20 protein-coding genes are annotated in these 11,759 nt (G+C 32.7%); 1 reads left to right on the top strand and 19 read right to left on the bottom strand.

The window, feature by feature from the left end; genetic code table 11:
* Positions 1-47 precede the first annotated feature (47 nt).
* The 13 genes from CRO04_RS23800 to CRO04_RS23745 form a co-directional block, all read right to left on the bottom strand.
* Positions 48-341: a hypothetical protein gene (locus CRO04_RS23800; protein WP_097006745.1), complete on the bottom strand. Its 294-nt coding sequence runs from the start codon at positions 339-341 to the stop codon at positions 48-50.
* A gap of 23 nt (positions 342-364) precedes the next feature.
* Positions 365-535: a hypothetical protein gene (locus tag CRO04_RS26460; protein ID WP_166432667.1), complete on the bottom strand. Its 171-nt coding sequence runs from the start codon at positions 533-535 to the stop codon at positions 365-367.
* Positions 536-558: 23 nt separating this feature from the next.
* On the bottom strand, positions 559-789 hold the full coding sequence (locus CRO04_RS23795; protein ID WP_097006744.1) for a hypothetical protein: 231 nt from the start codon (positions 787-789) through the stop codon (positions 559-561).
* Positions 790-815: 26 nt separating this feature from the next.
* Positions 816-1,142, bottom strand: coding sequence for a hypothetical protein (locus CRO04_RS23790; RefSeq protein ID WP_097006743.1), 327 nt, complete (start codon positions 1,140-1,142; stop codon positions 816-818).
* A gap of 158 nt (positions 1,143-1,300) precedes the next feature.
* Positions 1,301-1,492, bottom strand: a complete 192-nt coding sequence (locus tag CRO04_RS23785) for a hypothetical protein (protein ID WP_097006742.1) — start codon at positions 1,490-1,492, stop codon at positions 1,301-1,303.
* A gap of 34 nt (positions 1,493-1,526) precedes the next feature.
* A complete protein-coding gene (locus tag CRO04_RS23780; RefSeq protein ID WP_097006741.1) occupies positions 1,527-1,865 on the bottom strand; it encodes a hypothetical protein in 339 nt (112 codons plus the stop codon).
* Positions 1,866-1,975: 110 nt separating this feature from the next.
* Entirely contained in the window at positions 1,976-3,565 is a 1,590-nt protein-coding gene (locus CRO04_RS23775; RefSeq protein ID WP_097006740.1) for a phosphate ABC transporter substrate-binding/OmpA family protein, read from the bottom strand.
* A gap of 71 nt (positions 3,566-3,636) precedes the next feature.
* A complete protein-coding gene (locus tag CRO04_RS23770) occupies positions 3,637-4,389 on the bottom strand; it encodes a PspA/IM30 family protein (RefSeq protein ID WP_097006739.1) in 753 nt (250 codons plus the stop codon).
* 2 nt (positions 4,390-4,391) lie between these two features.
* On the bottom strand, positions 4,392-4,952 hold the full coding sequence (locus CRO04_RS23765; RefSeq protein ID WP_097006738.1) for a hypothetical protein: 561 nt from the start codon (positions 4,950-4,952) through the stop codon (positions 4,392-4,394).
* Positions 4,953-4,954: 2 nt separating this feature from the next.
* Positions 4,955-5,572, bottom strand: a complete 618-nt coding sequence (locus tag CRO04_RS23760; RefSeq protein WP_097006737.1) for an ABC transporter ATP-binding protein — start codon at positions 5,570-5,572, stop codon at positions 4,955-4,957.
* Positions 5,553-6,320 (bottom strand): ABC transporter permease, encoded by a 768-nt coding sequence (locus CRO04_RS23755; protein ID WP_097006736.1) that lies wholly within the window; start codon positions 6,318-6,320, stop codon positions 5,553-5,555. The genes CRO04_RS23760 and CRO04_RS23755 overlap by 20 nt, the downstream gene beginning before the upstream one ends.
* Positions 6,321-6,445: 125 nt before the next feature.
* Positions 6,446-7,009, bottom strand: coding sequence for a hypothetical protein (locus CRO04_RS23750; RefSeq protein WP_097006735.1), 564 nt, complete (start codon positions 7,007-7,009; stop codon positions 6,446-6,448).
* 13 nt (positions 7,010-7,022) lie between these two features.
* The gene (locus tag CRO04_RS23745; protein WP_097006734.1) at positions 7,023-7,619 is read right to left on the bottom strand and encodes a hypothetical protein; all 597 of its coding nucleotides are present in this window, start codon (positions 7,617-7,619) and stop codon (positions 7,023-7,025) included.
* A gap of 98 nt (positions 7,620-7,717) precedes the next feature.
* Here CRO04_RS23745 and CRO04_RS26455 point away from each other — a divergent pair, with 98 nt between their 5' ends.
* Complete coding sequence (locus CRO04_RS26455) at positions 7,718-7,891, top strand: hypothetical protein (RefSeq protein WP_166432666.1); 174 nt, start codon at positions 7,718-7,720, stop codon at positions 7,889-7,891.
* 179 nt (positions 7,892-8,070) lie between these two features.
* On the opposite strand, the gene CRO04_RS23740 is transcribed toward CRO04_RS26455, so the two are convergent.
* The 6 genes from CRO04_RS23740 to CRO04_RS23715 all read right to left on the bottom strand — a co-directional run bounded on the left by CRO04_RS23740 (position 8,071) and on the right by CRO04_RS23715 (position 11,758).
* The gene (locus tag CRO04_RS23740) at positions 8,071-8,502 is read right to left on the bottom strand and encodes a hypothetical protein (RefSeq protein ID WP_097006733.1); all 432 of its coding nucleotides are present in this window, start codon (positions 8,500-8,502) and stop codon (positions 8,071-8,073) included.
* Between the two features lie 58 nt (positions 8,503-8,560).
* Positions 8,561-8,833, bottom strand: coding sequence for a hypothetical protein (locus CRO04_RS23735; RefSeq protein ID WP_097006732.1), 273 nt, complete (start codon positions 8,831-8,833; stop codon positions 8,561-8,563).
* Positions 8,834-8,960: 127 nt separating this feature from the next.
* A complete protein-coding gene (locus tag CRO04_RS23730; protein ID WP_097006731.1) occupies positions 8,961-9,572 on the bottom strand; it encodes a DUF5052 family protein in 612 nt (203 codons plus the stop codon).
* Between the two features lie 124 nt (positions 9,573-9,696).
* Entirely contained in the window at positions 9,697-10,734 is a 1,038-nt protein-coding gene (locus CRO04_RS23725; protein ID WP_166432665.1) for a DNA polymerase beta superfamily protein, read from the bottom strand.
* 22 nt (positions 10,735-10,756) lie between these two features.
* The gene (locus tag CRO04_RS23720; RefSeq protein ID WP_097006729.1) at positions 10,757-11,266 is read right to left on the bottom strand and encodes a hypothetical protein; all 510 of its coding nucleotides are present in this window, start codon (positions 11,264-11,266) and stop codon (positions 10,757-10,759) included.
* Between the two features lie 195 nt (positions 11,267-11,461).
* Positions 11,462-11,758, bottom strand: a complete 297-nt coding sequence (locus CRO04_RS23715; RefSeq protein ID WP_141401033.1) for a hypothetical protein — start codon at positions 11,756-11,758, stop codon at positions 11,462-11,464.
* Position 11,759: the final 1 nt, after the last annotated feature.

Here is an 11,759-nt window from a genome sequence, read left to right as displayed (position 1 = left end):
ATCTTTTTTAGTATTAATTCCATACACAACTCCTTCTCTTTTAAATCCTAATTTAACTTTTCAAGTTCCTGATTTAACAATTCTATTTTCTTCTCTCTAAGTTCAACTAAAGCATTCAAATCTTCTTCGTTTAATTCCATGATGATATTTTTACCACCCTCATAATTTTGTGGAAATCTGACAAATATTTTATTACCTATCCCGACCAGCATACGTTTCCAATATCCATGCTTTTTATCTCTCCAATCAAGGTATTGTCTAGGCAATCTCTCACACTCTACTGTTAATTTATTAATTTCATTTTTAATCTCATTAGCTTTTTCCAGCGTTTCAATAGTCATAATTTTCACTCCCTTCTGTTTTATCAAATATCAGTTTGGTTGTTTAGCATTTTCTTTAAGACTCTTTCCATTCTTTCTCTACTTGCAATTTCATTTCTACAAGACTCAATGATTCCATTTAAATATTCTTCTGGTATATCCTCGATTTCTATTTCTTCATCATTTTTATAGAATTTAATTTCATATTTATTCATGTTTTATCCTTTCAAATTTCAGTTTAGCTAATTTGATATCTTAACACTTCTTTCTTTTTACGAGTCTCGATAATCACATACAAAGGAGTTTCCACCATGTCTAATCCAAATGCAGTCAAAGCACCATTCAGCCGACCCTTTGCATAAGAATACGGTTCTGTATTGTCACGATTAAATACAACATTATTATGTTTTTCGATTACATAATTTTGTACTAATCCATACGAAAAATCGTTTCTTTCATTTGCAGTCATATAAACTCCTTTTAATCATTCAAATACTAATTTAACTTACCAATAGTAGCTTCAATATAACTTATAAGGCGTTTTGATAAGTCTTTGTAGTTATCATATCTTTCTTTTGCCGAACTTGAATTAGCAGTAGCAATGTTCAATAATTCGTTATAAGCGTTTTCTCCAATTTCAGCAATAATTTCATCTTCTGTTCCATCGAGAGAATACACGTCTGTATGCCTATTCTTCTTCATTACTTTATTCCGATATTTCTTTTTGATTTTTCTTCTTGTCCATAAAACATAAATAACATTATATAATATGTCTGTGCTAAGCATTGTTATAGCAAACACAATATAATTATAATCTTTCATAAAATTACCTACTTTCTGCTTATTCCTTCCCTGACATACAACCAGATAAAGATTTCATATTGATACCTCCAATAAAATTTCAGTTTGCTTCCACCACTTCAAGTACACATTTTTCATCAGAATAAGAACGATTATAATCAGCAAATGCTGAAAATGTCCTACTTTTTACTATATATTTTTTCATTGGTACTACCTTCATAAGCATCTATTTTGTGTGAACCTAACTCAATATAGTCTCCAATTACCGGAAGCTGCTCTCCAAAAGGATTGCCATATATTCCTTTCACTGGTTTATTTCCATCTCTGCAAACATTTACAAATTCTCCATTGCAAATTACTTCAACTATCATTCTATTTTACCTCCATTATTTTCCCAATCACATATTAGCTGTAAATCCCTCTATTTTCTGTATAAGGCTTTGGGCAATAATATGGTTTCCATGCAACTACCGGATATTTAAAATCTCTTCCGTTAGTGTGTTTAAAACTACCTTCCCATTTTGCCTTTTCAGTATGTACTCCATACGGATATTTCACCGTAACCCATACTAAAATCCAATCTTTTGGTAACTGTTCAGAAACCGGAATCCACTTGATTGATTCTTGTATCAATGGGATCTTATCTATTGCCGTTAGCAAGTCATGAAACTTCCAATTAACTTCATAGTTATTCATTAAACATTGCACTAGATCTTTTCGATCTAACAAATGCCTTTCTTTCATTTCTATCAGACCTCCTACTTTACTTTTTTCTCACTCTAAGTAACATTTTAATAATCACAATTAGTATGTCAGAAAACAAAAGCAAAAAAAGTTGCCCTAAGGCAACTTTTTTATTCCACTACTTTAAAATATATGTCTGTACGACGGTTACGCAAGCAGCCTTCACTTGTATCATTGGTATCAATTGGCTTATCTCCACCATTTCCAATAGTTAATATTCTGTTTGCGTCAATTCCATTTACAATAAGATATTTTTTTACTGTTTCAGCACGCTGCTCTGAAAGAATTCGTTCTGCCTCTGTCGTATGATCAGACGCTACGTTTCCTTCCAACTGAATAACGGTTCCATCAAGTGTTTTTGCAATAGATACAAACTCATCCAAAGATGCAGCCGCTTCTGCATTATCCATAAAATTACAAGTGTTCGGTACAAAGTTTACTGTCACAGATTTAGACAAAAGCGCTTCAGTATCAATGATAGCCTGCCTATTCTCTTCTGTTATCTTAGGAGCATTGGTCTGCGTTGCCGGCGGAGTTAATACCTGATATTTATCAGCTAATGCTTCCATGTAAGAAACATCAAATAGATTCATGTCCTTGTTAACTGTCTCTCCGATAGATTCCCACACACCGCACATATCCTTAAATACATTAGGCGCTTCTTCTTTTAAAGTTTTCATGTTGTTGTTCCAGTCTGTAAGAGCTGCATCTACTGTCATGCCCTTAATAGAATCATCCGTTTCACCAGCAAACATCGGCATAACTTCTCTGATCGCATCAAATTCTGTATCATATTTGTCTGAGGCCTGTAAAGCACCATCAATAAACTTGGATACTACGTCTGGATTTGCTTTTGCAAAATCATTTCTGAATACAATACCATCCATGATTAGCTTAGTTGAATTTTCCGTGCTAAACAATACATGGCAATTAGAAGTATCCTTTGCCTGACTTAAGTATGGCTGCCATGTAGCAGCAACATCGATCTGTCCGGAGAAGAAAGCCTTTGCTGTCTCATCGGGTGTTTCAAAATAAATCAAGTTGCTAATGATACTATTCTTCTGCTCTTCAGTTAAATCCGACTGATTGACAAACCAAACAACTAAGGAGTGTGCTTCAGAAAACTGTGGAACACCTATTTTGGCATTCAGAAGCGATTCTACATTAGTAATGTTACTGTTAGCAATAATTCCATCTCCACCATTTGAATAGTTTGTAATAAATGGCATAATCACGTCAACCTTAGAATCAGTAAACTTTTTTGATAAGAATGCCGCCCTATTAATTGTATATCCAGCTGCATTTAAATCTCCTTTAATAAGCGCATTGGAGCTCTGAGTTGCATCATTGATAACATGGATATTTACATTAAGACCCATCTGCCCATAGATTGAATCAGGCTTTGTATTCAGTCCGCCATTAGCATCAATAATCGACTTCCAGCCAATCCATTCATCAAGAGATAAATTAATAGTACTATCTGATACATTTGGATTATTTAAATCTTTTTCTTTACCGGTTTCTGGCTTACTGTTTGGAACGCTTTCTTTTCCAGCAGACATCTCCGTCTTCTTTGACGGTGTGTCTTTCAATTTAAGTACTCCTTTCTGTACCGCAAAATAACTCCCTCCAATTACAGCTCCTACAATGAACATAAATATTAATATTCTTGATAACTTTGTTAAACGAAAGCTTTTCATTTAATTATTCTCCTCTTTTTTTCTTATTTGTTCTTAATATGTAATTTAAAAACTATCAGTAATTATTTATTTCATACTTTTTCGTATTTCTTCTTAAGGCTTTCAATATAATCATTGTTTTTAATATTTTTAAGCTCTAATTGAGCATTATTCGCCTTAGTCTCTAATTTATTTTGATGAACAATTTTGGCACCAATAGCTTCTTGCTTTGAACTCAGATGACCTTCTTCCACACTTTCAAGTAATTTGTTTACAGTACTTGTTTTCTTTAACTCATCTAGATCATCATACATTTCGCTCATTTGCTTATTCATCTGTAGATCAGCAATTATCTGTTTCCTCTTTATTTTAAGTTGGTGAAGCGTATTTTCCTGATGCGCAGCAATCGTTTTACACTCCTCAACAACTGGACCCAAGCTTTCTACTAATTTTTTCTGCCTCTCTATATCAACCAATAATTCTTCTCGCTGAATAGCTAATATCTCAGCATCTTGATCTTTTCCGATTTGTACAAGCCTTTCACAGGACTTTTCTAAATCGGCAAGTTTTTTATTAGTAGTAATTAGATTTTCTTTTTCCATTTCTAGCTCACCTGAACGCTGCCTAAGCAAAGTGTTGGCTTTATTATATTTATCCTGCGCAACATCAATTGCTTGCTGAAAGATAGCATTGGCACCTTCCGGCGTCTTTGCACGATCTTCGATGAATACATTTAAAAATCCACCACTTAAGATCTTTAATTTTTTTCTGAAATCTGGGAATATAATCAAAGCTAAAGTAGATAATCCTAATGCTACACAACCAATAAATACTCCAAATGTCATAACTATTTACCTCCTTCAATATAAATAAATTTTTCTAAGGTACTAATTCTATCAATCTCTTTCATGATAAGATCACTCGCATGAGCTGTTTCATTATTCGCCGTGTATATCTCGTTATTCAAAGCATCAATTTCTGCTTTTAATTGTTCGATTTTTTCTGAACATTCATTTATCTGCTGACCATTCTCATCTGTGATTTTTGCTTTTACACTTTCCAGTATATTAATTCTATTTGAAGCATCTGTACACACTTCATTTACCGTAATGTTAGATGCCTGCAGAATTCCAATCACCGTAGTTTTTTTAATATCATTTGGCAATTCTTTAGGAAGCGTATTTAAGAACTTTTCAACTGTGAAAATAGATCTTGTCAAATCGGACATCTCATTATCAGAATAAGTACTGTTAATCAATTCATCTCCAAGAATCTCTGGAACAACTGCATCTTCAGTCACATCTACATTTCCAACACCCTCAACTAACGTTTCCAGCGACTGACTTTCTCGGTATTCCTCCTCTTGACTATCCACCCTTGTTATAAAATTGTCTAAAAATCTTTTCATTTTTATTTATCCTCTCTTTTAAATTGTTCTAATTCAATAATTACATCACACATCTTATCTGCTTCCTCACGACTGTGAGTTACCATAATAATTGTATTTTTAGTTTCTCTGTGAGTTTTTAAAATCAAGTCCTGCATTTGTATTCGAGTTAGTTCATCTAATGCCGAAAGCGGTTCGTCCATCAATATAATCGATGGTTTTACAAATAATGTTCGTGCTAATGCAAGTCTTTGTTTTTGCCCTCCAGATAACTGATGCGGATATTTTTTTTCATGTTCCTCTAATCCAACACGGGCTAATATATTTCTTGCATCCTCTACATTTAATTTTCCTGTTTTTAATACTTTCTCAGCTATCATGATGTTATTTAAACAATTGAGCCAATCGAAACAAGTATATTTTTGATGCATCATATATGGTTTTTTATCGTCTGCTATTGTAACTACACCTTCCAAAGGCTGAGTCAATCCAGCAATGGTCCGGAGTAATGTCGTTTTTCCACATCCGGATGCACCTAGAATTCCATATATTTTATTATCTTCAAATGTATAATTCATTCCGGTTGATATTGGGCTTTCTTTTTTATATCCTATTGAAATATTACTTAGTTTGATCATCATTTACCCTCCATGGGAATATTTTTCCGGCAATGTATCTTGCACCATTATCAAACAAGAAGCTAATAACCATAATTGATGCAATTCCAACAAAAACCAAATCTGTTCTTCCACGTGAAGATGATTGTTGAATGATATACCCTAACCCATATTTTGCATTAATACTCTCAACAAACGGTATATAGGTGAATCCAACAGCAAACAACATAATGAATGTTTGTGCTATCGCCGGCAATGAAGATGGCAACAACACCATATAAATGATCTGGAATTTGTTCATACCAATCGTATGACCCGTATCTATCAGATCCTCATTAATTTCCGAGAAAATATTATACATACTTGGCATCATATAAACGAAAATAACAATAAATAAAAATATTATTTTCATTCTCTCACCAATTCCGCACCACATTATTAACAATGGATAAAATGCTGTTACAGGAATATACCTCATTGAATTTATGATTGGATACATAGTTGTTCTTATTAATTTAAAAGAATAAATCAATAGTCCCAATATAACAGAAATTAAACCTGATAAGATTGCAGCCACAGCAACACGATAGAATGAGTAATAGACACCCATTAGCAATTGTTTGTTTTGTATCAATGCCACAACTCCTTCATAAACATCCCTGGGCCTGGGAATAAACAATGGATTAACTGTCTTTGATAACTGCCTCCATAGTAGTAGGAATATCGCAATCAATACACCTATCTTCAATAATGTCTTAATTCTTCTCTGCATACTTTTCCTTTCTTCAATTTTGTTTTCTCCTTATATCTTAATTTACATAGCTATTATGTAGTGAAAACTTCAAACATAAGTAATTATTTAAAAAAATGACCCTAAAAGGGTCATTGGTCCAATTTTCACATAAATATTTCAGCAGTGCGTCTTGAATGGTACACACTTTTTTCACAGTCAACCAATTTAATATCATAAATGTTATCCTCTAAGTCCGTTCCGGTTAAATGATCCGGGTAAATTTTAGTTACTTTAAGAATATTCTTCTTTTCATCTACATCTGCGATAACATAACTCCCAACCCTTAAATCTTCTACAAATTTCATATACCAATAAGCATCATAATCATATGTTCCATCCGATTTTAACTTTTGACATTTGTAATATTGGGAGGCTTTGTGTTTCATGATAACTTCTGTTCCACCTCCAATTGTTGCATATGTAAAGCCATAACAACCACAATCTACACAATGATCACAAGTAGGAGCCAACTTACAACAGCCACAGCAACGGTTATCTTCAAATATTGGACACTGAGGTTTATCAAAAGGAATTTTATTTTTATCATTCTTGTACCGATTACGTGTATCAAAACTTTTACAAATATATTTTGGTTCATACCATTCCGTATGATGTTTTAAATCATATCGATTTACTAACTTTCTTAGCAACTTAATTATTACTTCCATCTTTTCCTCCATTCTATTTAGTTTTAAAATAGTTTTTCAACGGCTCCGCTATTTGTTTTTCAAATATCAAAAAAGCCTCCCATTCCTTTTGTCGCTCTACATCTAGTTTTTCTATTTCAGCAAAACGTTTGATTCGTTCTTCATCCAATAAATTTCCTAAACCATGGGATAAGACGTTAATCCTTTTTCTACATGGCATGTAGTTTTCTAAATAATCAGATTTTTGCCTCATATATTTTTTTAGAGCAGCCACATATTTTAAAGCTTCTGCGTTGGTTTCAATCCGTAATAATTCTCCATCATAATTAATACACCTTTGTATATTAATCCAATCCATATCTGATGCTTGATCCAGTAGCTTTATAAACCTTACTCGTCCACATCTAACACCAATTAGAACACTTTCATCCATGGACTCATCAAAAATATCATGGATATTAATGATATTAAAATTTTTTGTATAGTTATAATCTTCTGTTCTATACGGGACTTCATCATTAATATTAAAATATCTCAATAGACCTCCACTTCGGTATGGCTCATTTTGGTACTCAAAATACGAGTAAAAACATTTCACCTGGTCTCCACAAATCGTATCATACATACCCATTAATAAATCTCTCCTTTACTTTCTATAAATATAGAATGCAAAAAAAGAAACTAAAATAAACAGCAATCATTCAATTACGTTTTTTATAAGAGGGATCTTTGGAGAAATTCAACTCGGAGATATCCAGTAAAAACAAAGGTGAATATATTTATCTGCTTATTGATCCGAAATTTCCTGCTGATATATACAATCATATTGTCTCTGTGTCTGATGCTGCTGATCCGGTTGCTTTAAAGTTATCTATTGCTGAATTAAAGCAACAGATTCATTAAAATCTAAAAGCGACATGATTCAAAGAAAATTATCTAAGATCGACAGTGTAGACGAAGAAGAGTCTCTAGGGATTCTCAATCTTGAAGAAATCACGGAAGACGAAAAAGAAGTTTAGTTCTTCTTTTCTTACTAAAATAAAAAAGAAGCCCAAGTCTTCTTTCTTAATATGTAAAATCAGTTATTCTGAGATACTACGTAGCCACCTAACATTTAGTAATTCAGTATCTGCCGCATCATAAATCTTTACAATTGGAATATTTAGTTCCGAGATTATGATGGCTATTAAATCAATCATGCTTAATCCGGTTATTTCGTCATGAAAACTAGAATAGCTATAATATTCTTTTATCCCTTCAGCAATTGAATCCATATAATAGGTACATTTATCATCCTTTTTTATAATGAATACCTCTGGTAATTCCCACTCTGAATCAGGGCAAACATAAGCAAAAGTTTCTTCAGCTAAAATATAAGGAATTTCTGGAGTCTTTACATTTAATTCATCATAAGCTTTCCGTAACTTCTCATAATTATCATCGCTTAATTCATCAGATTCTTTTAAATCATAATACTTGCTTTTTAATTCATCAAACAAGTCCTCAAAAATCATATTTTCTCCATTTCTTTTATTTTATCTATTATAGTAATATTAAAATCTTATAACTATTTTAATTACCTATCAATATAAATAACTTTCTTTTTCCATACTTAATCTCTAAGTAATTTAGTATTTCAAGCGTTTTAACTAGGTCTTTCCGGTTTCTTCTTATCTCACTTATTGAGGGAGCAATTCCTACTGCTACTAATATTTTTGGAAGAAATCGTTCCTCAGTATAAATTGTTTTTTCTTTCTCAACTTTCTCCCAATCTTCATAATCTCTTCCGAAAATAATTTCTGGCTCTACAATCGGCTTTCCTATCACAATATTTTCTACGTACATATTCTTTTCCTCCCTGGGCTATATAAACTTAATTGTCCCAAACTCAAACTAAAAAAATCCGACATGAGCCGGATTTTGAACCAGTAAAGTCTGGCTTACAATACTTTCCTTTTTGACTACGTTCTTATTATTCCAATAGAAGTGCAGTATCGTAAATGGTATAATCACACCTATAAATTAGCAACACTTGGCCGTCCACTAATAAGACTGTGGTTTTCGGTATATCCGGAGAAAATATTGAGACTTCGTTTCCTAAATATGTAGCTAAAGGTGTACCGTTCTGGCTCCTGATTAAGATGGTCTTTGCTTTTCCGGTAGTCACATTTTTAAAAGTATCTACCATACTGTTAATAAAAGGTACACTTCTATCAGTATTTGTAACATCTACAGTCTTTGCATATTCTTCAAAAATATCCTGTAAGCCATCTTCTGCCATTATCAAACTTGAACCAACATGATGCATTACATTTTTTCCAATTGATATTTTAATTACGGATGAATCTTTATTGGAACCTTCTGATGTTACTGTATCGAATGTTGTGTCACGTTCAATCATAACCGATTTGCCTTTGACTTTGTCAATTACTTGGCTCTCTTCGTCAAACGTCCGGATTATCACATCTAATCCCTTTAGCTTAGCTTCTAAATCAGCTGCGGCCATATTGAAACTACTACATCCGGTTAACATGACACCCATTAATAAAGCACCTAATAATAATTTAATTCTTTTCCTTAACATGAGATCTTCCTCCTGATTAATTATTCTCTATATATCTTTTGAGAATAGTATGTTAGTTGAATTACCTAGATAAATCTTCGTTAGTAAAATTAAAAAGACAAAGCAGTGTTTTAGCCTAAAGACTTTATCTCTTGAAATCATCCATCATAAAAGCATACATCATATCTGCAACTTTATATGAATCTGGTTCTGCAGGCAAAATAGAATTCTTATAAGCGTAATCTGCTTTCGTTCGGCAATCTTCCACCAGTTCATAAAACTCCGAACGCATCTTACCATCAGAATTCATAAAATCTCCGTTCAAAATACTCAGTAGCAGAGGCAGGTCCTTTTCCCTATAAGTAACGACCCTTCCTGTTTCCAAGCATTCGATACCCATAAGCATTCCTCTGATCGTGTGCATACAGTGTTTATTTAGTTTAAAATCAGTCTTTTTTTCATTCCTTTTTCCTTTTTGCCCAAAGCTGCTTGTTATATTTTTAATGTCCCTGGCTACATCGAAGAAATCATCAATGTTAACATCTGAACAATTTAGATTTTTAATAATGACTTTCCCGTCATCTTCGGGAATTTTAAATGACATAACTAAATTATCACCTTTAATAGTTGGATACTTCGTCCTCATATTGTAAACCGCATTATCTAAAATACTCTGTTTTTTATCTCTCACTAGTTCTTTTCTTTCTGAAAGCCGACCAATTTCTGCAAGTTCTAATCTTCTTAACTGGGCATTTGCATATCCAACAAAACTCCTGAAGATACCCTCTGAACCAATAAAATCCGAATGATTTTCAACTAGCTGCCTAGCCGTATCAGATAAGTATAGATAATCTTCAATCTTATTTCCTAATAAGACAATTGTATCCGGATTTCCTTTCGCAATTAATTGCAGCATGTGCCTATAAGAATAAATAACCGTATCCGTTTCTGTAAACGTCATTGTTTTCCAATCCTCCAAAACGCCCAGAGAATATCGTTTATCAATACTAACGAAACCTCTAATATCAATATCACTATCTTGCCGGGCAGTTCCATATGCATGAGATCCACTTACACAAAGTAGATGGAGCTTATTTTTAATCTTTTCAGATCCTCTTACAGGCGCATATTCAGGTGCGGTTTCATATAAATGCTTAATCTCTTTTAATTTTTTCTGATCCATAAATTCTCCTTTATCTTTATACTTATTCAGCCTTATCATCCCAAAACTTAATGGATTCTCTATCACTATCCTTGGTATATTTTGCATACAACTCTTCTGTAGTCGATAACACTTTTACGTTTTCTTTTCTACTATTCACATAATGCTCTTTAATCTTTTGTGCTATCCCATCCCAAAGTGACTCATTAAAGAATTTATTAAAATCACAATCAATGGCAGCAAACTGCGTCATTTCTTTTTCATCTTCCATGTAAACAACAGCCAGATACATCCGCAGATATCCTAGAACTGTTTCATCTGAAATTTCTCTACTTTCAAATTCGTCTCTAGAACAAGCTTTTACAACAACTCCGCTATAGCCTTCTACCTCATATTTCTCTTTGATTTCGTTTCTATATGATTCATACGAGTCTTTAGAGAAAGTTCCATCTACAGTTCCTATTACAGAGGCATATGAAACTCCATTCTTTCCATCACTTAAAAAGGTTATACGAAAATACAAATCGATATAAATTAGCTTTTTATTATTCATACTTTTTCTCCTCTATGATATTTTACTCTGTTTTTCTTTCTTTCGATTTAATATGTATTATTTTTATCAAATAAAAAACTCTTTTGGCTTTATATAAAAAAGAGAGCCTAAGCCCTCCGTATTTTACTGTAGCGTTTTCTTCTCTTTTCTTTTTCTTTTCCTCTCTTCTTTTTCTTTTGCCTTAATATCTTCAGTTTACTCAATCCTCACGACTATATTCATTAGTGCCTTTAATCCTTCAGCAGCATGATACTCCTCTTCAGATAATTCAATTCTTTGAATTTCTTCATACATTGGTGATCCATGGTAAGATTGATTTTCATAAAAAGCAAGAAAATATTTATTGTCTTTTTTTTCGAGTTTAGAATAACGATCCCTTTCCTCTTTAAATAAACTTTCGGCATGAATAACTTTAGATAATGCTATTATCATATTCTTTGGCTCGACATCAACTATTACTGTTTCTTTGCTTATTCCTTCCATCTCCATCATT

Source organism: Lacrimispora amygdalina, from assembly GCF_900205965.1.
GTDB lineage: Bacteria > Bacillota > Clostridia > Lachnospirales > Lachnospiraceae > Lacrimispora > Lacrimispora amygdalina_A.
Note: the sequence above shows the minus strand (reverse complement) of the source record. Positions and strands in the feature narration are given on the sequence as shown.